Here is a 24,479-nt window from a genome sequence, read left to right on the forward strand (position 1 = left end):
CTAGGCATGCGCGACGTTTCCCTGGGGCTGCGGACGGGGTTCGTGGGCCAGCGTCGCGGATGTTTGCAGGGACAGCCCGTATATCGCGACCAGGAAGGTGAACCAGAGCGGATTGGGCCCCTCGAAGAACAGGCTTTCCAGACAGGCGTGAAAGACGACGTAGAGCCAGAGCCTGACGAAGAGACGCGTCAGATGGCTGTGTTCGTTCGCGGGGTCGACGCGCGAAATGTGATAGAGCGGCAGCACGACCAGCCAGGCTAGGGTCAGCACGAGGCCGGGCACCCCCATCATCAGGATCACTTCGAGATAGGAATTATGGGCATGGGCCGCCGCCACGGCCCAGGTTTCGACCGCACCGCCGCCATTGACGAGCTGCGAAGTCTGCCAGAAGCCCTTCATGCCGTAGCCGACCAGCGGATTCTCGGCGATCGCCGAGAAGGCCAGGCGCCAGACATCGGCCCGGTTGGTGAAGGTCGCGTCGATGCCCAGGCCCGAGACGAAATCGCCCAGCGGCCGGATGATGGCGGAACCGACGGCGAAGAGATTGAAGAGCGCTATGCCACCGATGACCATCGGCACCCGCAGGATGCGCACCTTCTCGAAAACCCAGGCGACGATCAGCACGGCCGGCAGCATCGCCGTGGAGGTCTTCCCGCCGGTATTGACCAGAAAGACGAAGGCCAGGCAGACGATCACCACGCCGACGAGGCGCGACCAGACATTCATGACGAAGAGGCCGAAGAGCGCCATGACCACCATGGCCACGGCGGCGTCGTTCTTGTGCCGGAAATGACCACGCCACAGGCCGGCATTGATCTGTTCCAGCACTTCGGAAGCCTGATGGATCGAAAGGGTCGGCTTGAAGAGGACGCCGTAATACGCCAGCGACAGAACGATCAGGCATCCGATGCCGAGCAGCTTGGCAAAATGCCGCTCGCAGCGCGGCAGCAGGAGGAAGACGCTGGCGTTCACCACGGAGATGACGGCCAGGACCATGCCCTTGATGCCCTGGAACGGATAGCTGGACAGGATGACCGACACGAAGCCGAGCCAGGCCAGGATCAGCGACAGCAGCACCCGCGGCTGAAGGATGATGCGGCGCATCGGGTGCAGCAGGCCGAAGCCGAGCATGCAGGCGAAAAGCCCGAGCGACAGGAGCTGGTTCAGCGCACTCGAGGCCCGGGCCGACTGATCGAGGACGGCCTCCCCCGACAGATCGACGAACGGGCTGAGGGTGATCCAGGAGAACAGGAAGACCGCCAGGAACAGGACGGTTCCGGCGCGGCCCCGCAGCGCCTGCGCCCTGTCTCCAGCATGTGCGATCGCCTCCCGCATCGCCGGCGACGCCCTCAGGCGGCCGCGAGCCGCGGATCGCGCAGATGGCGCCAGGCGCCGCGCGCCAGGGCGATGGCGATGCCGAGGCAAAGACCGAGGAAGACGGCCGCACCGAGCAGGATCAGCGTCCGCGGCGGCCAGCTGCGCGCCTTCGGCGGCAGCGGGCGCGAGATAACGCGGACATTGCTGGTGTCGATCTGCTGGCGTTCGCTGATCTGCTGTGTCCGGGCGAGATGGGTTTCGTAGAGGGCGGCCTTGGCGCGCGCGTCCCGCTGCAGATCGCGCAGCCGCACCTGCTCCTCATTGTCGCTGAAGACGTTCGATTTCTCGTCATCCGCCTTGCCGCGCAGCATTGCGAGCGTCGAGCGATCGCGCTCGAGTTCGGCCTTCGCCCCATCGAGGATGCGCCGCGCCTCGCGCGTCAGGGCCGCCTCCAGCGCCTGCTGCTCCGACTGGGCCGTGACCATCTGCGGATGCCGTGTTCCAAAGGTCGCCCTGATCGAACCGATCTGCTGCTGCAGCGTATTGTATTGCGCCCGCAGGTTGACCATGGTCGGAGTGTCGAAAACCGACGCGCTGGCGGTCCGCCGCTCGGCGAGCGCAGCGCTCATCTGCCTGTAGCGCGATTCCGACTGGATGAAGCGCTGCTGAGCGTCCAGAACCTGGGTGTTGAGTTCGCTCGACAAACGCGCGCTGACCGGCTCGCCATTGTTGAGCTGAAGCCCCTTGCCGCGGCGGAAATCCTCGACCTTCTGCTCGGCCTCGGTGACGTTTCGGCGCAGCTCGTCGAGGCGGTTGTTGAGGTTCTTGACCACCCGGCCGGCGCTTTCGGCGGACGACTGGAAGAGCTCGGCCTCGAAGGCGTCGACGATGGCGTTCGAGATGGTCACCGCCTTCTCGGGGTCCTCGGCCCAGAAGCGCATCACGACGACGAAGGAGCGCTCCTCGCGCCGAGCATCGACGCGCTCGGCAAGGGCCCGCATCACGGCGAGCCGGTTGTCGCGCGCGACGCTTTGCGGCGAGATCAGCTGCCAGAGCGGCGTCAGCAGGCCCGGCTTGACGAATTCGGGATCATTGGCGAGGTCGAGCTTGTCGATCACCCGCGACAGAACATTGCGCGAGGTCAGGATTCTCAGCTTGCTCTCGACCTCGAGAAGCTGCGCATCACGCTGCGGGTTGGAGGTGAAGACGTCGTCTCGCACCACGTTGAGATTGGACGGATCGATCAGAATGTCGGTGTAGACGGTGTAACGCGGCGGCGTCACCGCTGCGTAGAACAACGCCGCGGCCATGCACAGAACGACGGCGCCGATGATCCAGCCCATCCCGGCACGTAGCCAGCCGAGGATATCATCGACACCGACCTCCGCGAGCAGACCGAGACGGGAGAGCGGGCTTTTGCCGGCAATGGTGGTACCATCGGAAGCGACGACGAAATCGGCGTCAGCACGCGCGGCATGAGCACGGCCGACGGGTCGAGGCGTCTGACGCTGCTCCGACTCCTTCGGCCCATACATCCCGCTTCGCCCTCGGTACGCAACTCAAGACGGAAGAGACGCAGAAGCCCCCCCAAACAAACCCAACAGCTAGGCTTCCGCCCTGAATATTGCGTTAATCCGCTTGTGGAGGCACCGGGCGCGAGGTCGCAAGGCAGCGCGCGCGGTCACGACGCAGCGGCAATCGCGATTGTTCAGGGCTCGATTTCACCGCTCGTGCGCCAGCTGCGCCGCAGTACTTTCCGCTAGACTGGTGTTTACCATGCACGCGGATATCCGGGGCCGTTAACGTCTGCGCCTCTGCGACTGGCTATAACTCGCGAAGAACCGACTGAACTTTCGGATATGTCTCCGCATGTGTGGCTTTGTTGGCTATTTCGGCGCCGTCCGGGATGGGAGAGCACTCCTTGAACGGATGACGGCTGCGATCGCCCATCGCGGTCCCGACGAGCAGGGCTTCTTCAGCGGACCGGAAGTTGGCCTCGGCCATGCCCGGCTCTCGATCGTCGGCCTCGGCGACGGCCAGCAGCCGATGTCGGACGCATCAGGCGCGCTGACGATCGCCTTCAACGGCGAGATCTTCAACTATGTCGAGCTGCGCGAGGAGCTGCAGGCCAAGGGCCGCCGCTTCCGGACCGCGAGCGACACCGAAGTGATCCTGCATCTCTATGACGAGATGGGAGAGGACTGCCTCTCGCTCCTCAACGGCGATTTCGCCTTCGCGATCTGGGATGCGCGCCGGCGGCGCATGTTCCTCGCCCGCGACCGCATGGGCGTGCGGCCGCTGTTCTACACACGCCAGGGCGACCGCTTCTATTTCGCCTCCGAGGTCAAGGCGCTGCTCCAGGTGCCGGGGGTGAGCGCAGAGATCGATCCCGTCGCCCTCGACCAGATCTTCACGCTCTGGGCGCCGATCACGCCCCGGACGGCCTTCCGCGACATCTGCGAGCTCGAGCCGGCGAACCTGATGTTCGTCCAGGACGGCGGCATCTCGACCCGGCCCTATTGGAGCCTGGACTATCCCGACCACGACACCCCCTCCCGGCACAGGGACGAACGCGAAGCGGCCGAGGAACTGCGCGCCCTGCTGACCGAGGCGACGCGCATCCGCATGCGTGCCGACGTGCCGGTCGGCTCCTATCTCTCGGGCGGGCTCGATTCCTCGATCACCTCCGCGCTTGCCGCCCGCATGGTTCCGGGCGGTCTCAGGACCTTCTCCGTCACCTTCGACAGCGCCGAGCATGACGAGAGCGAATTCCAGCTGGAGATGGCGCGCGCACTCGGCACGCAGCACAGCGCGGTCGCCTGCCGCGAGGGCGACATCGCCGCCGTCTTCCCCGAGGTGATCCGCTTCACCGAGCGGCCGATCATCCGGACGGCGCCCGCCCCGCTGTTCAAGCTCTCGGGGCTGGTGCGCGAGGCCGGCCTCAAGGTGGTGCTGACCGGCGAGGGCGCGGACGAGGTCTTTGCCGGCTACGACATCTTCAAGGAGAACCGGGTTCGGCGCTTCTGCGCGCGCCAGCCCGGCTCGCGCATCAGGCCGCACCTGTTCCGCAAGCTCTACCCTTACCTGCCCGGGCTGCGGCAGCAATCGGCGGAGTATCTCGCCTCCTTCTTCGGCGCGAACGGCCATTCCCTCGACGATCCACTCTATTCGCACCGGCCGCGCCTCGACGGCACGGCGGCAACGAAGCTCTTCTTCTCGGGCGATCTGCGCGCCAGCCTCGGGAATTACGACGCGGCCGAGGAGATGGTCTCGCGTCTGCCGGAGGCGTTCGCGCGCTGGCACCCGCTGCATCAGGCGCAATATCTCGAAGCCCGTTTCCTGCTGCCCGGCTACATCCTCTCCAGCCAGGGCGACCGGATGGCGATGGCCCATGGCATAGAGGGGCGTTTCCCCTTCCTCGATCATCGGCTCGTGGAGTTCGCCGCCGGCCTGCCGCCCGAGATGAAGCTGAAGGGCCTCGTCGAGAAACACATCCTGCGGGAGGCGACCAAGGACCTGCTGCCACCCTCGATCGGCAAGCGCAGCAAGCAGCCCTATCGCGCGCCCGACAGCGCCTCCTTCGTCGGAGCCGGCGCCGCCGACTATGTCGAGACGGCGCTCGGCGAGGCCGAGATCGGCGCGAGCGGTCTCTTCAACCCGAAGGCGGTCGCCAAGCTGCACGAGAAGTGCCGCGCCCGCCCGGCCTCCGGCTTCCGCGACAATGCGGCCTTCGTCGGCATCCTGTCGACACAGCTCTGGCTCAAGACCTTCACCGGGGCCGACAGCCAGAGCTCGAAAGCCGCCTGACACCTCATCAGAAAAGGAACTGACATGACCGATACGATCAGGGACGCGGTGAAGGCCTTCGTCATCGAGAATTTTCTGTTCGGCGACACCGGCAATCCCCTCGCCGACGCGGACTCGCTGATCGAGAACGGCATCATCGACTCCACAGGCGTGCTCGAGCTCGTCGCCTTCATCGAGGACCGCTACGGCATCACCGTCGCCGATTCCGAGATCGTTCCCGCCAATCTCGATTCACTCGGGCGCATCACGGCCTTCATCGCCTCGAAGACCGCCGCGTCCGCGACGGCCTGAGACAGGGACAGGACAGGATATCGAGCCGATGCGGGTCGAGCATTTCGTCATCGACAGCGCCAGGGCGCATGGCACCAAGACCGCGCTGGTCACCGAGCGCAGGCGGCTGAGCTATGCCGAGCTGGACGATCTCTCCAGCCGGCTGGCAGCCACGCTCGCCGCCAATGGGGTGAAGCGCGGCGACCGCGTGCTCGTCTTCATGGATAATTGCTGGGAAGCGGCCGTCTCGATCTTCGCGACCCTCAAGGCCGGCGCGACCTTCAGCCCGATCAACGCGTCGACCAAGGCCGACAAGCTCGCCTACATCATCGAGGATTGCGAGGCCGCCGCGATCCTGACCCAGGCCAGGCTGATGCCGGTCGTGACGCAGGCGCGCGCGGCCGGCCCCGGACGACCGCTGTTCGTCGCCGCGGTCCAGGCCGCGCCCGGCCAGGCCATCGAAGGAGCGGCGGATTTCGAGGCGTGCCTTGCGGCCGAGCCGACCCCGGTCGCGCATGGCGGAATCGACATCGATCTGGCCATGCTGATCTACACCTCGGGCTCCACCGGCCGGCCCAAGGGCGTGATGATGACCCACCGCAACATCGATGCGGCAGCGGAATCGATCACCACCTATCTGCGCAACAGGCCGGACGACATCATCCTCAACGTGCTGCCGCTGGCCTTCGACTACGGGCTCTACCAGCTGCTGATGGCGATGCGGCTCGGCGCGACCCTCGTCCTCGAAAAATCCTTCGCCTTCCCGCAGGCGATCTTCGAGCGCATCCGCACCGAGAAGGTCACCGGCTTCCCGCTGGTGCCGACCATGGCGGCGCTGATCCTGCAGATGCGCGATCTCGAACCGGGCTTCCTGCCGAGCCTGCGCTACATCTCCAATACCGCGGCGGCGCTGCCGCCGGCCCATATCGCCCGGCTGCGCGAGCTCCTGCCCGGCGTGCGGGTCTATTCGATGTACGGGCTGACCGAGTGCAAGCGCTGCACCTATCTGCCGCCGGAAGAGCTCGACCGCCGGCCCGGCTCGGTCGGAATCGCGATCCCGAACACCGAAGCCCTGGTCGTCGACGATGAAGGCAATCGCGTGCCGCCCGGCGTCGCCGGCGAGCTCGTCATTCGCGGCCCGCATGTCATGCAGGGCTACTGGCGCAACGACGCCGCCACCACGCAGATGCTGCGCCCGGGCCCGCACCCCTGGGAGAAGCGCCTGCATACCGGCGATCTCTTCCGCGCCGACGAGGATGGCTTTCTCTACTTCGTCGGCCGCAAGGACGACATCATCAAGACGCGCGGCGAGAAGGTCGCCCCCAAGGAGGTCGAGACCGTCCTGCATGCCCATCCCGGCATCGCGGAGGCCGTGGTGATGGGCGTCGCCGACCCGGTGCTCGGCCATGCCATCGCGGCGCTTGTGGTGCGCTCCGACGAGAGCCTGAGCGAGCGCGACATCATCCGCCACTGCGCCGCCCATCTCGAGGACTTCATGGTGCCTAAGATCGTGGAATTCCGCAGCGAGCTGCCGAAGACCGATACCGGCAAGGTCAGCCGCAGGCTGGCCGCCGAGACGCTTGGAGCTGCCGAATGAACATCGCCCCTGCCCCTGAAAGCCTCGCCTTCTCGGCGGAGACGCTGAAGATCGACGGCGCGGCCGAGATCGAGCAGATCGTCACCGGCCTGCGCGCGCAATTGCGCGGCATGCGCAAGCGCGGACTGGTGCTCGGCCTGTCGGGCGGCATCGATTCCAGCGTCTCGGTGGCGCTGGCGGTGCGCGCGGTCGGCGCCAAGAACGTCTTCTGTCTGTTCATGCCCGAGAACGATTCCGATCCCGAGAGCCTCAGGCTCGGCCGGCTCGTCGCCGAGACCTTCGGCGTCGCCGCCGTGGTCGAGGATATCGGGCCGACGCTGCAGGCGATGGGCTGCTATGAGCGGCGCGACGCGTTCATCCGCGAGCTGGTGCCGGAATACGGACCCGGCTGGGGTTCGAAGATCGTGATCGCCAACGCGCTCGCCGGCGAGGGCTACAACATCTCCTCGCTGGTGGTCGAGGACCCGCAGGGCAATCGGACCAAGCTGCGCATGCCGCCCACGGCCTATCTCGGCATCGTCGCCGCCACCAATATGAAGCAGCGCACCCGCAAGCAGGTCGAGTACTATCATGCCGACCGGCTCAACTTCGCCGTGCTCGGCACGCCGAACCGGCTCGAATACGACCAGGGCTTCTTCGTCAAGAACGGCGACGGCGCGGCGGATGTGAAGCCGATCGCGCATCTCTACAAGAGCCAGGTCTATGCGCTCGCCGCCGATCTCGGCATTCCCGAGGAGATCCGCCGCCGGCCGCCGACGACCGATACTTTTTCGCTCGAGCAGACGCAGGAGGAGTTCTATTTCTCCCTGCCCTATGACCGCATGGACCTGTGCCTCTACGGCCTCAATAACGGCCTCCCGGCCGAGCAGGTCGCCGCGGCCGCGAAGCTGAGCACGGTCGAGGTCGAGCGCGTCTTTGCCGATATCGCCGCCAAGCGGCGGGCGACGCGCTATCTGCATCTCGAACCGCAACTGGTGCAGCCGGTGACGGAGATCGCCGGCTGAGACCGGCACCGCCGGCGCGCCTGAACTTCGCGCCGGCTCCGCGCCCTATTCGAAGCGCCCGCCGACCAGCCGGCTCCAGCTCTCACCCGCCAGCCCGTTGAAGAAACCACGGCCGGCCAGGAAGGCGTCGACCAGCGCCGGCTCGCGTGCATGCACGACGGTCGAGGCGAGATGAGTGAAGGCGATGCGGCGCCCGAGCATCGCCTCGAGCAAAGCGGGCTGCGTACGGCCGCGCAAGCCGGCCGCCCCGCGCCGCGCCGCATGCCCGATCAGGCAATCGATGACGGGACCGGCCTGGCCCGGCGCGGTCAGGATCTGCAGGACGCGCGCGATCCCGCCAGGGCGCAGATGGTAGAAGAAGGCACCGATCGGCGCGCCGCCGGGCGTGAGGACCGAGGCGAACACCGCTTCGCCCTGTTCCGGCTTCCTGGCCGCCTCGGCGACGATGTGGGCGAGCTGCTCGGCGCTCCAGTCCGGGCGGAGCGCGAATTGCCGCGTCAGCGGCTCGACCAGGGCAGCAAAGCCGGGCTGGTCGATCTCGGCGACCTTGAGGCCGCCCTTCACGGTCCAGCCCTCCGGCACACCGGACCAGCGCAGCTCATTCTCCTGCATCTTCCGGCGCAAGCGGCGATCGACCAGCCCGGCGAGCGGGGAGAGCAGGCGCGCCGCACCAATCCGCTCGGATGCCAGTGCGAGCATGAAGGCCGAAGGCCGGATGGCACGGACCCAGTCGAGGCTGTATTGCGGCAGCGCCACGCCACGCAGCCTTGCCCACATCTGCGCCGAGACCTCGCTCGCCGTCTCGCTGAAGGAAAGGTCCTGCGGCCCGGCCAGGAAGGTCTTCAGCAGCCTGGCACCGGCCATCGGATCGCTGCTCCGCCGCTCGACCATCAGCGAGCCGCAGATCGCGGCCTTCAGCTTGCGACCCTCATGGCTCATCGGCAGCGCATTCACGCCGATGAAGCCGGAAATCTCACCCTCGCCGGAAACATGGACCAGCGGCGCGATCTCAGGATCGCAACCTGGCGCTTCGAGATAGTGCCGTCTCAGATAGGTGACGAGCGCCGCTGGTGGCGGCGCATCGCTGTTCCGGAACACCCGCTGGAACAGCCCCGCAACCGCCGGAATATCGGCGGTCTCCAGGGAACGAACCAGGCTCATGCCGGCCGCCCCGCCGTCTCGCCGGATGCCGGCGCGGCGGCCAGCTTGCGGACCAGCGCGACCCGCGGCGTGCCGGCCTCGTTCGTCGCGAAACGCACGGGCTCATAAGCCCTGGCCCGCGCGATCAGCGCCGCGGCCTGACGATCCTGGCCCTCGCCGAACTCGAACAGCAGCCAGCCTCCCGGCTTCAGGACGTCGACGGCGTCGCGGATCACGCGCTGATGGATCGAGATGCCATAGGGCCCGCCATCGAAGGCCTCGCGCGGCTCGGCCGCGAGCAGATGCGCGCTCTCGCCCTCCAGGCGCGAGGTCGAGATATAGGGTGGATTGCAGACGATCATGTCGACCTTGCCGGCCAGCCCCTCACCAGCCAAGGCATCGAACAGATCGCCCTGGTGGATGGACACCCGATCCTGCACGCCGAGGCGCTCGGCATTGCGGCGGGCGAGCGCCACCGTGCCGTCGGTCAGATCCGCCCCCCAGATGCGGGCGGTCGGGATTTCCGTTGCGATCGCCAAAGCGAGATTGCCGGAGCCGCAGCACATGTCGACCACCGACGGCCCGGGCAGGCCCTCGCGCAGGCGCTCGACGGCGCAGGCCCCGAGCAGCTCGGTCTCCTGCCGGGGCACGAGGACGTCGGGCGCGAGTTCCAGCTCGATACTCATGAAGCGCTGCATGCGAGGCCCGCTCTGGCCCGCAAGGTCGACTGCTCTGCCCGTCATCGGGGCTCCTTCCCGCACTGGTCGGATGATCACGCCGGCAGGCTAACGGCATTCCGGTAAACACCTGCTGAAACACGCCTGCCGGTGTTAACTGCGCCCTTATTTTTGCCTGCTACTGATGCCCCGTCGATGCTAGTTCCAGCGGGGCGGCCCCGTTCGGTCGATTTTCGAAGGCGGGAGAGGATGGCTCCGGGCAACGCAAAAGGATCGGGCATGCGCGGAGCCCTGCTCCCGATGCTGCTGTCCTATGCCGCCTCGGGCGGCAGCCTGATCATCAGCTCGGCCGCACAGCTCCTGACCTTCGCGATCCTGGCCCGCTTTCTCGGCGTCCACGAATTCAGCCTGTTCGTCGCGATCACCGCCATCTCGAATATCGCGGTGCATATGTGCGGGCTCGGCGCGATGGAATGCCTCGTCCGCCGCGTCGCGCGCGATCGGGCGATCTATCCCGACATGCTCGGCCACAATCTGATCCTCACCGCGGCGAGCGGCGTCGCCCTGGTCGTGATCGGCGCCGCCCTGCTACCCTTCTTCTTCACTCTCTCCCCCGACCCGGCAACCAATGCCGCCGTCATCACGCTGATGCTGGTGACGAACATCGTCCTGGTGCGCGTGATCGTTCTGGCGGAGCAGATCTTCATCGCCCATTCCGATTTCGCCTCGGCCAATATGGTCGTTGTCGGCTTCGCCCTGGCCCGGACCGCCGCCGCCGTCCTCGCCTGCCTCGTTTTCGGGGTCGCCAGCGTTGCCTCCTGGGCACTCTGGCAATTCGCCTGCCATGTCCTCGTCGCCCTCGCCTGCTGGCGCGCGCTCGCCAGGCTCGGCCGGCCGCGCTATCGGATCGTGCGCGAGGAGCTGCCGCTCGGCCTCTATTTCAGCGTTCCCTTCATCCTGCGCGCCGTGCGCCAGAATGCCGATCTGCTCGTGCTCAGCCTCGTCGCGAGCCCCGAGATCGTCGCGAGCTACAGCGTCGCCCGCCGCATGCTGGAGAGCAGCTATCTTTCCGTCGAGGCGCTCAATCGGCTCGTCTATCCCGGCTCGGCGCGGGCGACGGCGGAAGGCCTGCAGCACGCCATGCCGCGGGTTCGCAAGGTCCTGGTCGCCGCCACGCTGATCAGCACCGCCGCAGCGGTGGCCGTGTTCGTGCTGGCGCCGATCCTACCTCTCCTGTTCGGCCGGGATTATGTCTCGCTCGTCTCCTTCGTCCGGGCCCTCTGCTGGGCGGTCATTCCGCTGGCGATCTGGGCCGTGGCGGCCGAGGCGCTGGGAGCCTCGGGCCATCAGTCGACCCGCGCCGCCGTGATGGGCATCGGCAGCGTGCTCGGCGCCGCACTCGCCGCGCTCGCGACCTGGTATGCGCCGCCCGCGGGAACCTTCGTCTCCTTCTATGTCATCGAAATCGCCATGGTGATCGCAGCCTGGAGCGCCTTGCAGCGAGTCGTGCGCCAGGATCGGGAACGGGCCCTGACCCGAGAGCCCCGAACCGGGATGGCCCATGGGAGCTGAGCCCAATTGCGCACCCATCGCAGCGAGCCCCGGCGGCGCAGCCGTCCGTGCAGCGGGCGTGCGACCGATGGTGCGCGGCGACATTTCGACTATCGCCCGATTGTTCAGCAAGGCGTTCCGGAACAGCGACAAGGTCGCGCCCGAGCTTGCCCCCTATCTGGAAACGATCTTCTTCGGCAGTCCGCATTATCGGCCGGAGAATGGCAGCATGGTGCATGAGGGCGAGAATGGCGTGGCCAGCGCGATCCTCGCCGTACCGATGGAATTCAGCGCACATGGTCGCCCGATCATGGCGCGGCTCCTGTGTGCCTTCATGGCCGACGGGGCCGAAGGCGCGGCAGGGGCCGCCCGCCTGGCGCGCCAGATGCGCGCCGCGCGGCAGGACATGTGCTTCTCGGACAATTCTTCGCCAGTCAGCGCCGACCACTGGATTGCCGGCGGAGGCAGCGTGCTCCCGATCCAGAGCCTGGAATGGCGCCGCGCCTTCAGGCCGGCGACGGCAGCGGCCCTCGCCTGCAGCCGCGCGGCCCCAGCCTTGGGCTCGCGGGCCGTCGTCACCCCGCTAGGCTGGCTCGACCGGACGTTGCGTCGGCGCAGACGCTCGATCACCCCGGCAGCCATACCGGACTGCCGGACGATCCCCGCCACACCTGACGAGTTCCTGGCCTGCGCCGAGCCGATGATGCAGCGCTTTCAGGTCCGCCCGGTCTGGAGCAAGGCCGAGTTCGACTGGCTGGTCGGCGTCGCTTCGCTGAACGGCCGGCTCGGCACGCTGAATTTCAGGATCGTGCTCGACGGCCGGGAGCAGCCGATCGGCGCCTTTCTCTATTTCGGCCGAAAAGGCCGGGAGGCCACGGTGCTGAACCTGCTCTGCACGGCCGGCCGCGAATTCGAGGTCGTCGGCCAGATGTTCTCCAGCCTGGATGCCGAAGGCTACGCCGCAGCCGGCGGAATCGCGCAGCCCTTCATGATGAACGCGATTTCGCGACAGCGCTGGCTGAGCTTCAAGCATCGCGGCTATTTCTGCCTGGTGACGCGCCATGCCGACATCAAGGACGCCGCGCAGCGCAACGACATCTATATCGGCGGGCTGGCATCCGAGAGCTGGAGCCGGCTGCTCACCGATTTCTGAAGCTGCACCGATGGCAGCGACACTGGAGGCCCGCTTGGCCGTTTCGATCATCATCAAGACGCTGAACGAGGAAAAGCGCATCGCCGCGACCATCGAGAGCGCGTTGACCGCGCTCGGCGACGTGCCGGGCGAGGTCGTGATCGCCGATAGCGGCTCGTCGGATCGCACCATCGAGATCGCCTCGCACTATCCCGTCGTGATCGCCCAGATTGTGCCGCCGGCCCGCCCGAGCTGCGGGATCGGGCCGCAGCTCGGCTTCCAGCATTCGCGCGGCGACTATCTCTGCCTGCTCGACGGCGACATGCTGCTCGATCCCGGTTTCCTCGACGAAGCGATCCGCTTTCTCGAGAAGAACCCTGGGGTCGCCGGCGTCACCGGCCATGTCGAGGAGATGCAGACCGCCAATCTCGAATATGCAAGAAGGGTGCAGCGCAACGCCCCCGAGAACCGGATCGGGCCGCTCGACCGGATGAATGGCGGCGGCCTCTACCGTCGCAGCGCGATCGAGCAAGCCGGCTATCTGTCGGACCGCAACCTGCACGGCTATGAGGAATTCGACCTCGGCATCCGCCTGCGCGATGCCGGCTGGCAACTCCACCGGCTGGACCGGCGCTTCGTCCAGCATTTCGGGCATACGCTGAATTCCTACAAGCTGCTGATGCGGCGCTGGCGGAACAAATATCTCCACGGCATCGGCGAATTGCTGCGCGCCTCGCTCGGGAGGCCGTATTTCTTCCAGCTCCTGCGTGAACTGCCGGAGCTTCGGCTTTGGGGGGCGGTGTATCTCTGGTGGGCGCTCTCGATCGGGCTCCTGCTGTTGCTGCCGCAGAAGGGGCTCGCTCTCGGGCTGGTCCTCGCCCTGCTCGCCGGCATCGTGGCGCTGATGAGCTGGCGCAAGGGCGGGCTGGGCATGGGGCTCTACACCGTCGTCGCCTGGTTCTTCCACGCGGCAGCACTGCCCGCCGGCTTCCTGCGCCAGCGCCTGGAACCAGATGCTCCGATCGAAAGCCGCGTCATCGGGAGCGATCGATGACACGGCTGCTGCGGCTTGCACTGGCGCTCTCGGCTGCGCTCGGCTGGACGGGGGCGCGCGTGCAGGCCGAAGAATGGCTGCCCGTCCGCGAGATTTCGCTGGAGCTACGCCCCGGTAGCCCGCTGGATTTCTCCGCCATCCTGCCGAACGCGAAGATCGAGCCGAACCGGCGCCTGATCGCCAACGCCAATGGGCGGCTGGCCTATGCCAGCGCGCCGGATGAACCGGCGCGCCTGTCCTGCGCCTCGCTGGCCTGGAGCCCGGCCTCCGGCGGCTTCCCCGACCGCGCCAATGCCGACCGCTATGCCAGGCAACTGGCCTTGCACGGCTACAATCTGGCACGCCTGCATTTCGTCGACGGCAGCCTGATGTTCGGCCGGAAGACCGATTTCGACTTCGACCCGGAGACGCTCGATCGCATCCACTATTTCCTGGCCGCGCTGAAGCGGAACGGCATCTACTGGATGATCGACGGGCTCTCCTCCTGGCGCGGGGCCTATGGCGGCCATGACGATCGCTGGGACCCGGGCGGCACGCTCAAGCTCGCCTTGCATCTCGACGACGGCGCCTTTGCGCACTGGAAGCAGTTCACCGAAAAATTCTTCACCCGCGTCAATCCCTATACCGGGGTCGCGCCGATCCATGACGATGCCCTGGCGCTGGTGATCCTCGTCAACGAGAACAATCTCGAATTCGAGAGCGTCGTCCACGATCGGCGTGGCAAGGCGCCCTATGACCCGATGTTCGCGGCACCGTTCAACGCCTGGCTGGCGCGGCACTACCCCTCCAGCGCGGCGCTCGCCAAGGCCTGGGGCGGCCTCGGCTGGACCGAGAAGCTGGAAAACGGCTCGATCCGGCTGCCGGCGGACCGCTATGCCGACAGTCCGCGCCTGCGCGATCTCCAGGCCTTCTTCACCGAGATCGAGACCGCCTCGGCAGCGAAGATGAGCGAGGCGCTGCGCGGCTTCGGCTACAAGGGGCTGATCAGCACCTACAATAACTGGCCGACTGTGCAGGCCGCGCTCAGCCGGCGCGGGCTCGATGTCGTGACGATGAACACCTATCACGACTGGGCGAGCGGCTATGCCCCCGGCAGCAAGCTCCTCCAGCAAAGCTCCCTCGGCGATGCCGCAAACTCCATGCGCATGGCCGCTGCGGCGCGCTGGCTCGGCAAGCCCTTCGTCATCAGCGAATACGACCACCTGTTCTGGAACCGCTACCGCTATGAAGGCGGGCTGGTGTTCCCGGCCTACGCCGCGCTGCAGGGCTGGGACGCGCTCTGCCGACACGCGCACGGCCCGATCGCGCTGTCCTATGGCGAACCCTATCCGCACAAGCGGGCCATGCTGCCCTATGCGATCGCGCTCGACCCGGTCGCGCGCGCCGGGGAAACGCTCGCCGCCCTGCTGTTCAGGCGCGGCGACGTCGCGGCCTCGCGGCTCGCCATTCCGTTTGCGGTCCGTGGCGAGGCCGATCTTGGCCCGGACATGCAGGCCCGCGAGCCCGAGAATTTGACGGAACTCGCCTTGCTCGGCAGGATCGGACTCGAGGCTGCCGACCGGATCGGCGACCGGATCGCCGTCCTCCAGCCGCGCGGCGCCAACCGGCCCGAGGCGATCGTCGAGAAGCTGCGGGCGAGCCGCCTTCTCCCGGCCGAGAATGCGACGAAGCTCGCCGCCGGCCTCTTCCAGAGCGATACGGGCGAGCTCCTTCTGAACCGCCGCGACCGGCAATTGCGCCTGACGACGCCGGCGACGGAGGCCGTCGCCTTCGCCTCGGCGAGCCTGCCGGTCAAGCTCAAGAGTCTTAGCATCGACGGCTCGGAGGGAGACGGGCTGATCGCGATCTCCTCGCTCGACAAGCCGGCATCGCTGGCCAAGGGCAGCCGCTTCCTGCTGATCTTCGCCACCGACGCCCGCAACACCGACATGGTCTTCCGCGACAGGGAGCAGAAGGTGATCGAGGATTTCGGCAGGCTGCCCGTCCGAATCCGCAAAGGGCATGTCGACATCAGGCTCGACCGGAGCGCCCGGCAATGGCAGCTCTCGCCGATCGGCCTCGACGGCAGCGTGAAGCCGCCGGCCATCAGCAGCAGCGGTCCCGTCGCCTTCCGGCTCAGCAACGACCTGCCCAGTGGCCCGACCACCTATTTCCTGCTCGAGCTCAAGGGGAGCGGCCCCTGAAGGCGGCCGGCCGGAGCGCATGATCGTTTATCGCCGGTGCAATGCATGCGATAAACCGGCCGGCAGCGAAGAGAGAACCGACGAAGAGCATGATCGATGCGGCTGAACAGGCCTGAGTCCCCCCGGTTCGACCGGCCGGGCGCGGCGTCCGGCAGCGCCTCCGATCGACCGGACGAAGCCCAGTCGGCGGATGGTCGCCGCGCCGACGACAAGCCGGGCCCCGTTCTCGAACTCGGCCCCCGCGTAAGGCGGCTGCGCAAGGCGGCGGCGCTGACACTGGACGGTCTCGCCGAACGCTCCGGGGTCAGCCGGGCCATGCTGTCCAAGGTCGAGCGCGGCGAGAAGAACCCGACCCTCGCCGTGGTCACCCGGATCGCGCGCGGGCTCGGCACCTCGCTATCCGGGCTGATGGGCGCGGAGAGCGACGCCGCTCCGGTCGCGACGCGGCGCGTCGATCAGCGGCTGAGCTTTCGCGACAGCGAGACCGGCTTCGAGCGGCATGTGCTCTCCCCGGCCCATCCCGAAAGCGGGGTCGAGCTCTTGCTCCACGTCATTCCGCCCGGCATGTCCTCGGGCTGGCTGCCGACTTATGAGGGCAGCGTCGAGAAGCACCTGATCATCCAGGAGGGTCGGCTCTCGGTCGAGATCGGCGCGACGGTCCACCGGCTCGCCGCCGGCGACAGCTTCTATTTCCAGATCCGCGAGCCCTATCGCTTCGTCAACGAGACGGACGAGCGCTGCAGCTATTACTGCGTGATCGTCCGCCGCCCTTGACCGGCGCTCTGCCAGCTCACGCCGCGGCGGGCAGGCCTGCCGGCTATTGCAGGGTGAACGGATTCGAGATCGCGGGCCTGGCGTTGATGAAGACGCTCTTCGGCTCGAGATATTCCATGATCGCGGCCTGGCCGTTCTCGCGCCCGATCCCGGATTCCTTGAAGCCGCCGAACGGCGCGAGATAGCTGACCACGCGATAGGCGTTGACCCAGACCGTGCCCGCCTTGAGCTTCTTCGGCAGGGTCATGGCGCGGCCGAGATCGGTGGTCCAGACTCCAGCCGCAAGCCCGAAGGGCGTGTCGTTGGCGAGAGCGATCGCCTCCTCCTCCGTCTCGAAGCTGAGCACGCTGAGCAGCGGCCCGAAGACCTCTTCGCGGGCGATGCGCATCGCATTGGTGACGCCAGCGAAGATGGTCGGCTCTACGAACCAGCCCTGCGTGCAGCCGGGACGCGTGCTGCGCTCTCCGCCGAGGACGCAGCGCGCACCGTCGCGGCGGGCGATCTCAATATAGTCGAGCACCTTGGCGAGCTGCTGCTCGGTCGCGACCGGACCGATATCGGTTTCGGGATCGTTTGGATCGCCGAGGCGCGCCTCGCGCATTCTTTCGACCAGCCTGTCCAGGAAGCGATCATGGATCGAGGCCTGCAGCAGGAGCCGCGAGCCGGCCATGCAGGTCTGGCCGCCGGCGGCGAAGATGCCGGAGATCACGCCCTTCACCGCCGCGTCGATATCGGCGTCGGCGAAGACGATGTTGGGCGACTTGCCGCCGAGCTCGAGCGAAACCCGCTTGAACTGGCGCGCGGCGGCCTCGTAGATCCTGCGCCCGCCAGCATTGCCGCCGGTGAAGGCGATGCGCGCCACCAGCGGATGCTCGACGAGCGGCTCGCCGGCCTCCTGCCCCAGGCCCGTGACGACGTTCACCACGCCGGGCGGGAGGCCGGCTTGCGTGAACAGCTTCGCCAGCTCCAGCATCGAGACCGAGGCGAATTCCGAGGGCTTGACCACGACGGTGTTGCCGGCCGCCAGCGCCGGGGCGAGCTTCCAGACCGTGAGCAGCAGCGGCGAGTTCCAGGGCGTGATCGCGCCGACGACGCCGAGCGGCTCATAGGCGACGTAGTGGAACATGTTGGCCTTGTCGATCGGCGTGACATGGCCCTCGATCTTGTCGGCGAGCCCGCCATAATACTGGAACCAGCGCGGCAGATAGCGCATCTGGCCGAGCATCTCGACGCGCAGCTTGCCATTGTCGCGGACCTCGAGATCGGCGAGGCGCTCGGCATTGGCGGCGATCAGATCGGCGAGGCGGAACATCAGCACGCCGCGATCGCTGGCGCTCATCCGCGACCAGGGCCCGCTGCTGAAGGCTTCATGCGCGGCTCTGACGGCGAGGTCGACGTCGGCGGCGCTGGCGCGCGGGATCAGGGCCCAGGGCTTGCCGGTATAGGGGTTCTTGGTCTCCAGCCAGCCGCCGTCGACGGCCTCATGATCCTTGCCGTCGATATGCATGGGAAAGCGCGGGAGCGCCGGTGCGGTCGTGCTAGTCATCGTGCTGGCTGTCCGTCTGGTCGCGAGACCGGCAGGCCCCGAACGCCGGCAAACGCCGGCGCCGGAGCGGGCGGGGATCAGGGCTTGTAGAGATGCTGGCAGCCGCTCTGCTCGGCCGGGGTGAACAGGCCCTCGCTCGGCAGCGTCGCCAGCACCTTGTAGAGATCGGCCGGGCTCTTCGATTCCGCCGGGGACTTCACCTCGAACAGGTGCATGTCCATGACGACGCGGCCATTGTCCTGGATGCGCGCCTTCTGGATCATGTCGCCGGTGATCGGAAGCTCGCGCATCGTCCGGGCGATGCCCTTGGCGTCGTCGCTGCCCAGCGCCTTGACCGCCTTGAGGTAGTGCGTCGTGGCAATATAGGCGAGCGCATGGCCCATGGTCGGGACCTTGTTGTCGAAGCGCGCCATGTAACGCTTGGCCCAGGCGCGCGTCGCCTCGTTGATGTCCCAGTAGAACGGGGCGGAGAGCTTCAGCCCTTGCGCCGCCGGCAATCCGAGCGCGACGACGTTGTTCTCGTAGACCAGCATCGTCGCAGGCTTCGCCTTGACGCCGAATTCGCGCATCTGCTTCAGCGAATTCACGAGGTCCGGACCGGCATTCGCGAGGCCGACGACGTTCGCGCCGGAGGACTGCGCGGTCAGCAGCGGTGAGGACAGATCGGCCGTTCCGAGCGGGTGGCGGGCCTCGCCCAGCACCTGGCCGCCGGCGGCCTTCACCGCCTTGCCGGCATCGGCCGCGAGATTATGGCCGAAGACATAGTCGGCGGTGAGGAAGAACCATTTGTTGCCGCCCTCGTCGACGACTCCCTTGGCGACCGCATTGGCGAGTTCCGCCGTCGAGGGCGCCCATTGCGTGCCATAGGGCGAGCACTGGTTGCCGGTGAAGTTCGGGGCGTAGCCGCCGCTGACCAGGGTGGTGATCTGCCGCTCGCGCGCGACCGCCTGCACGGCGAGGCCGACCGAGCTCGAGCCGCCGGGCAGAATGACGCTGACACCGCGCTCATCGATGAACTGGCGCGCCTGCGCCGAGCCGATATCGGGCTTGCTCTGGTGATCGGCGACCACGACCTCGATCGGCCGGCCCAGCACCGAGCCGCCGAAATCCTCCACGGCCATGCGAACCGACAGCGCGGTGCCGGGGCCGCCATTGTCCGAGAAGGTGCCGGACATGTCGTCGATGACGCCGATGCGGAACGGCTTGTCATTGGCGCTCGCCGGCAAGGTGCAGGCGATCATCGCCGCAGCCAGGAGCGAAGAGCGCAGCGCAGGCATGGTCATGGTGAAATCCTCCCCTGGACCGTTTCGGTCGCCGATCGGCCGGCCTTGTAGCCTTGGCTTCCGGCCCGGGCTGGCGGGCCGGAAGCAGGGGAATGCTAGCACTCGCTCATAGAAATTCTACTATAGAAGAAAAATATGGCGGCCATAGCCGTGGGCTTCAGCCAGGACCTCCGCGAGACCGACCGCCCCGGCAATCTGCCGGGATGCGTCATGTGCCGGACGTCCGGAATCGGCAGTCGGGATTTGGCGCGCCATGGCGACGAGGCCTCCGCCTATCCCTGGAAAACCTCCGGATAGGCGAAGAGGCCGGGGGCGCCGCCGGTGTGCCAGAAGACGATGGTCTCCGTCGGAGCGATGGCGCCGCTCCGGACGAGCGCGACCAGGCCGGCCATCGCCTTTCCGGTATAGACGGGATCGAGCAGAATCCCCTCGGTGCGGGCAACCAGCTCGACAGCCTCGATCATGGCGGCAGTCGGCTGGCCATAGCCCGAGCCGATCTGGGAATCGTCGACCTCGAGCCCCGTCACCGCACCTCTCTCGCGGCCTTCGAGAGCGAAGATCTCCTGGACCAGCCCAGCGACGATGGCTCCCGCCTCCTCGGCAGAGCGCGAGACGCTGACACCATGCACGCGGCAGGGCAACCCGGCCTCCGCGACGCCGGCAAGGATGCCGGCATGAGTGCCGCCGCTCCCGGTCGGCACGACGATATGGTCGAGGGAACAGCCTTTCTCGCGGGCCTGCGCCGCAAGCTCCAGAAGCGCCTCGCGACAGGCGAAGCTGCCGAGACCGTTAGAGCCTCCGACCGGGATGAGATAGGGTTTGCGCCCCTGCGCGGCCAATGCCGCCATCGTCGCCGCGGCCGCCGCCGTGCTGTCCTCGCCCGCAGCGAGAAAACGGATCTGCGCGCCGAAGATCCGGTCGAGCAGCTGGTTCCCGTTCATCCGATACGCTTCGCCACGGTTGGCCACCGAGTCGGTCAGCAAGAGGACGCAGCCGAGACCGTGCCGCGCCGCGGCCGCAGCGGTCTGACGGGCGTGGTTCGATTGCAGCGCGCCGATGGTCACCAGCACATCGGCGCCCTGCTGCAGCGCTTCAGCGACGAGGAATTCCAGCTTGCGGGCCTTGTTGCCGCCGCCGGCGAAACCCGTGCAGTCGTCGCGTTTGATGAAGAGCGAAGGCGCAGCACCGCCCCGCCCGAGCGCCTGCGACAGGCGCGGCATCTCCTCGAAAGGGGTGGGGAGCATGGCGAGGCCGGTCCTGGCCGGGCCGGAAGATGTGGCGGGGTTGGTCATTCTACCGATCCTTGCCTGGAAAGCGGGCCTCGATGCCCAGTCTCACCATAGTGCCCCCGCGGAAAAAGACAGCGTCCCACCGGCCTGTCACCGGTTTCGCGGACATCGGACCAGGCTTCATGAAGCCCGAGGGGCGTATGCAGCACAGAGGATTTGGCGGCGAGTTCGAGATCGAGGCGCTTCGGCTGGCCGGAGAACGCGTACTACGGCGCTCGCCATCTCCCCGAAAGGCGTTCCAAGCGCGACGCAATATGCGCGATACGCGCCGGCCGAGAGGTCCGGTTTGATTGTTGGTGGAGGCTCGGGCCGAGCCGCAGGCGGATGGCGCGCCCCACGGCGACAGCGCGATCCCCGCCTTCGGCTAGCCAAGTTCGGGCAGGTCTCTCCTCAGCCAGGCCAGCCGATTGATGGCGCGTGCCGCGAACTCCTGGGCGAGCATCATCGCAGCCTCGTCGCGAGCCCGGTCGGCCGCCTCGAGATAGCGATCGAGCAGGAACTCGGCGATGGCGAGCGGGGCGTCGAGTTTCGGTGGGACCGGCCCGATGGGAATGGCGACCGCGCCCTCCTCGAGTTGCTGGGCCTGACGGCGGGCCTCGGCGGCGAACCGCAGCAGGGTGTCGCGAGACGGATCGGCGCTCTGCGCCGCCGCGTCCAGCACATCGGCCAGACGCCGCTCGAGCGCCGCGGCGGTGGGGGGCGTTTCGCTCTCGCCCTGCGCTTGATGCCGCTCGCGATGAAACGCCTTCCGCCGCTCCCGGCGCAGCAGCGCGACGTGGCCGAGCTCCTCATGCGCCAGGGCCTCCGCCGCGGTCCGGATATCGGCGGAGGAGGCGTGGGCCGCGACATAGCTCCAGAAGGCGAAGGCACGTTCTTCGTTCCGTACCGCCATCGATAGGGTCCGATAGACGCTGAGCAGGCGAGGATCGGCCGTCGCGGCGCCCTCATCATCGAATGTCTCGGGAGCCGTCCAGCGGATCATGGCCGGGTCGGGCGGCCGGCCATGAGCGAGCCGGGACCAGTCGCTGACGCTGTCCAGATGCCCGCGCTCATCAGCGGCGAGCTTCTCGAAGGCTTCCGCGAGCGCGATTTCTCCGTCCGATCGCATCCGCGCGCCGATCGCGGCATAGCGGCTTTCCGCCTCCTGCTCCATGGCGAAGGCGATGGCGAAGAGCTCCGCAAGCGATGTCACCGGAGCCGAAGGCTCCGCTTTCAAGAGCGACATGGGCTCCCCCTGTAGCGCTGCCAACCCGTCTGCGCAGCATCGGCGATCTCAGATGAAGTTTGTTTGCGTTGGATCAAAGTGCCGCCCCGGCCGGAACTCCATAACGACCTCGGGCCGATCTCCGGTTTCGGATCGGTCCGGCCCTTGCTGTCGAAGGCTGAGCCAGAACGCCTGCCCCTGCTGGCCGCCGCGCTCAGCGAATTTCCGAAACCGGACGGTGTCAGGTGTCAAAGCGCGCACATTGCATGGCCGACAGGTCGCAAGCTCACGGCTTCGGACGGGTCGCGCGCATTCTGGCCGGGCTCGGCGCGGCGCTCTGGCTGCTGTTCAGCGTTCAAGCGGCGCTCGCGGCAGGGCGCATTCAGGAATTCCTGCCGCAGGCGAAGCCGGCCGAGTTCTTCGCGACGGCCGATCGCTTCGGCCCGGCCCAAGGCGAACCGGCGATCGTGCCGGCCTATCAGGGAGACCGGCTGCTCGGCTATGTCTATCTGAACTCCGACTTCACCAATGCGACGGGCTATTCCGGCAAGCCGATCAACATGCTGGTCGGCATCGACCCGCTCGGCGTCGTCACCGGTATCAAGCTCGTCGAGCACAAGGAGCCGATCGTCCTGGTCGGCATCCCGGAGCGCCGCATCGTCGAGGCCGTCAACACGCTGATCGGCAAGGAGATGAGGCCGGTCGCCGCCGGCCAGGAGCGGCCGCCCCAGGTCGACATCGTCAGCGGTGCGACAGTGACCGTCCTGGTGATGGGCGACAGCGTCGTGCGCTCGGCGGTGAAGCTGATCCGCAGTGGCCGCCTCGCCGGAGGGGGGCCAGTGGCCGCGGCGCCGAGCGCGGCCACGCTGATGCGCACGCTCGCTCCTGACAGCGGCGAGGCCCGCGACTGGCAGAGCCTGCTCGGCGACGGTTCAATCCGCCGGCTCTCGCTCTCGGTCGGCGAAGTCAACGAAGCCTTCCTCCGGGCCGGCAATCGGGCGGCCGCCGAGAATGCGGAATCCGACGACCCGGCTGACAGTTTCATCGATCTCTATGTCGCGCCCGTCAGTGTGCCCGTCATCGGCCGGAGTCTGCTCGGAGCCGAAGCCTATGAGCGGCTGAAGGCCCGGCTCAAGCCCGGTCAGCAGGCGATCATCGTCGCCGGCGAAGGCGCCTACTCCTTCAAGGGCTCCGGCTATGTCCGCGGCGGCATCTTCGACCGGATCGAGCTGCTGCAGGACGGCCAGGGCGTTCGCTTCCGCGACCGCAACCATATGCGCATCGGCGCCTTGCTCGCGGATGGTGCACCTGAACTGCCCGAGATCGCGCTCTTCGTCATGCCAGACGAGTTCAAGCTCGATCCGACCGAGCCCTGGCAGTTGCAATTGCTGGCGCAGCGCAGTGTCGGCGCCCGCGAAAAGGCCTTCCTCGCCTTCGAACTCGCCTATCAACTGCCGGAGGCCTATCTCCGCGTCGAGCAGGTCCCGGCTCCGATGGCGGCAGCCGGCGCGCCTGCGCCAGTGCCAGTATCAGCGCCCGCGCCAGCGCCGCAGGCTTCCACGCCGGCTGCTGCATCGCCGGCGCCGTCGACCGATATGGCCCAGGGCGCCGGCGGCGTCGACGAGCCGCTCTGGCTGGCGATCTGGCGGATGAACACGGTCGCGGTGGTGATCACGGCCATTGCGCTGCTCGTCCTCACCGGCATCTTCTTCTTCCAGAACCTGCTGGTCAGCCGGCCCGTGCTGTTCGGCTGGATCCGCCGCGCCTACCTGCTCTTCAGCCTGGTCTGGCTCGGCTGGTATGCCAATGCCCAGCTCTCGGTCGTCAACGTCCTGACCTTCATCCACTCGCTGATGACCGATTTCAGCTGGGAATTCTTCCTGGCGGCGCCGTTGATCTTCATCCTCTGGGCAGCGATCGCCGCCGGACTGCTGTTCTGGGGCCGGGGACCGTTCTGCGGCTGGCTCTGCCCGTTCGGCGCACTGCAGGAACTTCTGAACAACCTCGCGCAATGGCTCAAAATCCCGCAGGTCAAGATCCCCTGGGGTCTGCATGAGCGGTTGTGGCCGCTCAAATACATCATCTTCCTGAGCCTGTTCGGCCTGTCGCTCTACTCGGTCGCACTGGCCGAGACCTTTGCCGAGGTCGAGCCGTTCAAGACCGCGATCATCCTGAAATTCGTCCGCGACTGGCCCTTCGTGATCTATGCGCTGACGTTGCTGGCGGCCGGCTTGTTCATCGAGCGCTTCTTCTGCCGCTATCTCTGCCCGCTTGGTGCCGCACTCGCGATCCCTGGACGGCTACGCACCTTCGAATGGCTGAAGCGCTGGCCGGAATGCGGCTCGCCCTGCCAGCGCTGCGCCAAGGAATGTCCGGTGCAGTCGATCCATCCCGAGGGGCACATCAACGTCAATGAATGCATCTACTGCATGCATTGCCAGGAACTCTATCACGACGACCAGCGCTGCCCGCACATGATCCAGGTCCGCCTGAAGCGCGAGAAGCGCGAGGCGCTGAGCTCGCCCTCGATGCGGGCGCCCCAGAGCAACGGCCCGACCAGGACACTCTTCACCCACAAGGGCAACCCGGTCGCCGAACCGAATGCGGCCAGTGCTGCCGACCCCTCCGCATGAGCAAAGCAAGGAGACTGT

The 24,479-nt window shown here is 67.3% G+C and carries 18 protein-coding genes; 10 read left to right on the plus strand and 8 right to left on the minus strand.

The window, feature by feature from the left end; translation table 11 throughout:
• Together AC3RCC_RS26220 and AC3RCC_RS26225 are read right to left on the minus strand one after the other, a co-directional pair.
• Positions 1-1,335, minus strand: coding sequence for an O-antigen ligase family protein (locus AC3RCC_RS26220; protein ID WP_492257091.1), 1,335 nt, complete (start codon positions 1,333-1,335; stop codon positions 1-3).
• 14 nt (positions 1,336-1,349) lie between these two features.
• Complete coding sequence (locus tag AC3RCC_RS26225; protein WP_291635087.1) at positions 1,350-2,852, minus strand: GumC family protein; 1,503 nt, start codon at positions 2,850-2,852, stop codon at positions 1,350-1,352.
• Positions 2,853-3,186: 334 nt separating this feature from the next.
• On the opposite strand from AC3RCC_RS26225, the gene asnB reads away from it, so the two are divergent.
• The 4 genes from asnB to nadE are packed head-to-tail and all read left to right on the plus strand — an operon-like array spanning position 3,187 to position 7,995.
• Positions 3,187-5,124 (plus strand): asparagine synthase (glutamine-hydrolyzing), encoded by a 1,938-nt coding sequence (gene asnB / locus AC3RCC_RS26230; RefSeq protein WP_492257092.1) that lies wholly within the window; start codon positions 3,187-3,189, stop codon positions 5,122-5,124.
• A 24-nt stretch (positions 5,125-5,148) separates the two neighbouring features.
• Positions 5,149-5,415 carry an acyl carrier protein gene (locus tag AC3RCC_RS26235; RefSeq protein ID WP_291635083.1) on the plus strand — a complete coding sequence of 89 codons (267 nt, stop codon included), beginning with the start codon at positions 5,149-5,151 and terminating at the stop codon, positions 5,413-5,415.
• A 28-nt stretch (positions 5,416-5,443) separates the two neighbouring features.
• A complete protein-coding gene (locus AC3RCC_RS26240; RefSeq protein WP_492257093.1) occupies positions 5,444-6,991 on the plus strand; it encodes a class I adenylate-forming enzyme family protein in 1,548 nt (515 codons plus the stop codon).
• Positions 6,988-7,995: an NAD(+) synthase gene (nadE, locus tag AC3RCC_RS26245; RefSeq protein ID WP_492257094.1), complete on the plus strand. Its 1,008-nt coding sequence runs from the start codon at positions 6,988-6,990 to the stop codon at positions 7,993-7,995. Before AC3RCC_RS26240 ends, nadE begins: the two co-directional genes overlap by 4 nt.
• A gap of 45 nt (positions 7,996-8,040) precedes the next feature.
• On the opposite strand, the gene AC3RCC_RS26250 is transcribed toward nadE, so the two are convergent.
• Both AC3RCC_RS26250 and AC3RCC_RS26255 read right to left on the minus strand, forming a co-directional pair.
• Positions 8,041-9,156, minus strand: coding sequence for a hypothetical protein (locus AC3RCC_RS26250; protein ID WP_492257095.1), 1,116 nt, complete (start codon positions 9,154-9,156; stop codon positions 8,041-8,043).
• Positions 9,153-9,878 (minus strand): N5-glutamine methyltransferase family protein, encoded by a 726-nt coding sequence (locus AC3RCC_RS26255; RefSeq protein ID WP_291635078.1) that lies wholly within the window; start codon positions 9,876-9,878, stop codon positions 9,153-9,155. Before AC3RCC_RS26255 ends, AC3RCC_RS26250 begins: the two co-directional genes overlap by 4 nt.
• Positions 9,879-10,091: 213 nt before the next feature.
• Between AC3RCC_RS26255 and AC3RCC_RS26260 the strand changes: the two genes are divergently transcribed.
• The 5 genes from AC3RCC_RS26260 (at position 10,092) to AC3RCC_RS26280 (ending at position 16,506) form a co-directional block, all read left to right on the plus strand.
• Positions 10,092-11,384 (plus strand): lipopolysaccharide biosynthesis protein, encoded by a 1,293-nt coding sequence (locus AC3RCC_RS26260; protein WP_492257096.1) that lies wholly within the window; start codon positions 10,092-10,094, stop codon positions 11,382-11,384.
• Complete coding sequence (locus AC3RCC_RS26265) at positions 11,374-12,516, plus strand: GNAT family N-acetyltransferase (protein WP_492257097.1); 1,143 nt, start codon at positions 11,374-11,376, stop codon at positions 12,514-12,516. Before AC3RCC_RS26260 ends, AC3RCC_RS26265 begins: the two co-directional genes overlap by 11 nt.
• A gap of 34 nt (positions 12,517-12,550) precedes the next feature.
• Positions 12,551-13,549, plus strand: a complete 999-nt coding sequence (locus AC3RCC_RS26270) for a glycosyltransferase family 2 protein (RefSeq protein WP_492257098.1) — start codon at positions 12,551-12,553, stop codon at positions 13,547-13,549.
• A 5-nt stretch (positions 13,550-13,554) separates the two neighbouring features.
• Positions 13,555-15,732 (plus strand): glycoside hydrolase, encoded by a 2,178-nt coding sequence (locus AC3RCC_RS26275; protein WP_492258838.1) that lies wholly within the window; start codon positions 13,555-13,557, stop codon positions 15,730-15,732.
• Between the two features lie 96 nt (positions 15,733-15,828).
• The gene (locus AC3RCC_RS26280) at positions 15,829-16,506 is read left to right on the plus strand and encodes a helix-turn-helix domain-containing protein (protein ID WP_492257099.1); all 678 of its coding nucleotides are present in this window, start codon (positions 15,829-15,831) and stop codon (positions 16,504-16,506) included.
• Between the two features lie 43 nt (positions 16,507-16,549).
• Here AC3RCC_RS26280 and AC3RCC_RS26285 read toward each other — a convergent pair whose 3' ends face one another.
• The 4 genes from AC3RCC_RS26285 to AC3RCC_RS26300 all read right to left on the minus strand — a co-directional run bounded on the left by AC3RCC_RS26285 (position 16,550) and on the right by AC3RCC_RS26300 (position 21,816).
• Positions 16,550-18,052, minus strand: a complete 1,503-nt coding sequence (locus tag AC3RCC_RS26285; RefSeq protein WP_492257100.1) for an aldehyde dehydrogenase — start codon at positions 18,050-18,052, stop codon at positions 16,550-16,552.
• A 77-nt stretch (positions 18,053-18,129) separates the two neighbouring features.
• On the minus strand, positions 18,130-19,335 hold the full coding sequence (locus AC3RCC_RS26290) for an ABC transporter substrate-binding protein (protein ID WP_492257101.1): 1,206 nt from the start codon (positions 19,333-19,335) through the stop codon (positions 18,130-18,132).
• A 272-nt stretch (positions 19,336-19,607) separates the two neighbouring features.
• Positions 19,608-20,627, minus strand: coding sequence for a D-cysteine desulfhydrase family protein (locus tag AC3RCC_RS26295; RefSeq protein WP_492257102.1), 1,020 nt, complete (start codon positions 20,625-20,627; stop codon positions 19,608-19,610).
• Positions 20,628-20,988: 361 nt separating this feature from the next.
• Complete coding sequence (locus AC3RCC_RS26300) at positions 20,989-21,816, minus strand: ferritin family protein (protein ID WP_492257103.1); 828 nt, start codon at positions 21,814-21,816, stop codon at positions 20,989-20,991.
• A gap of 278 nt (positions 21,817-22,094) precedes the next feature.
• On the opposite strand from AC3RCC_RS26300, the gene AC3RCC_RS26305 reads away from it, so the two are divergent.
• Positions 22,095-24,461 (plus strand): 4Fe-4S binding protein, encoded by a 2,367-nt coding sequence (locus AC3RCC_RS26305; RefSeq protein WP_492257104.1) that lies wholly within the window; start codon positions 22,095-22,097, stop codon positions 24,459-24,461.
• Positions 24,462-24,479 lie beyond the last annotated feature (18 nt).

The sequence above is a fragment of the Allobosea sp. GW823-FHT01F03 genome, from assembly GCF_058798075.1.

Bases quoted from the DNA above. Each gene is read 5' to 3' on its own strand.
- AC3RCC_RS26220 (WP_492257091.1), bottom strand. From the start codon at position 1,335: ATGCGGGAGGCGATCGCACATGCTGGAGACAGGGCGCAGGCGCTGCGG.
- AC3RCC_RS26225 (WP_291635087.1), bottom strand. From the start codon at position 2,852: ATGTATGGGCCGAAGGAGTCGGAGCAGCGTCAGACGCCTCGACCCGTC.
- asnB (WP_492257092.1), top strand. From the start codon at position 3,187: ATGTGTGGCTTTGTTGGCTATTTCGGCGCCGTCCGGGATGGGAGAGCA.
- AC3RCC_RS26235 (WP_291635083.1), top strand. From the start codon at position 5,149: ATGACCGATACGATCAGGGACGCGGTGAAGGCCTTCGTCATCGAGAAT.
- AC3RCC_RS26240 (WP_492257093.1), top strand. From the start codon at position 5,444: ATGCGGGTCGAGCATTTCGTCATCGACAGCGCCAGGGCGCATGGCACC.
- nadE (WP_492257094.1), top strand. From the start codon at position 6,988: ATGAACATCGCCCCTGCCCCTGAAAGCCTCGCCTTCTCGGCGGAGACG.
- AC3RCC_RS26250 (WP_492257095.1), bottom strand. From the start codon at position 9,156: ATGAGCCTGGTTCGTTCCCTGGAGACCGCCGATATTCCGGCGGTTGCG.
- AC3RCC_RS26255 (WP_291635078.1), bottom strand. From the start codon at position 9,878: ATGACGGGCAGAGCAGTCGACCTTGCGGGCCAGAGCGGGCCTCGCATG.
- AC3RCC_RS26260 (WP_492257096.1), top strand. From the start codon at position 10,092: ATGCGCGGAGCCCTGCTCCCGATGCTGCTGTCCTATGCCGCCTCGGGC.
- AC3RCC_RS26265 (WP_492257097.1), top strand. From the start codon at position 11,374: ATGGGAGCTGAGCCCAATTGCGCACCCATCGCAGCGAGCCCCGGCGGC.
- AC3RCC_RS26280 (WP_492257099.1), top strand. From the start codon at position 15,829: ATGCGGCTGAACAGGCCTGAGTCCCCCCGGTTCGACCGGCCGGGCGCG.
- AC3RCC_RS26285 (WP_492257100.1), bottom strand. From the start codon at position 18,052: ATGACTAGCACGACCGCACCGGCGCTCCCGCGCTTTCCCATGCATATC.
- AC3RCC_RS26290 (WP_492257101.1), bottom strand. From the start codon at position 19,335: ATGACCATGCCTGCGCTGCGCTCTTCGCTCCTGGCTGCGGCGATGATC.
- AC3RCC_RS26295 (WP_492257102.1), bottom strand. From the start codon at position 20,627: ATGACCAACCCCGCCACATCTTCCGGCCCGGCCAGGACCGGCCTCGCC.
- AC3RCC_RS26305 (WP_492257104.1), top strand. From the start codon at position 22,095: ATGGCCGACAGGTCGCAAGCTCACGGCTTCGGACGGGTCGCGCGCATT.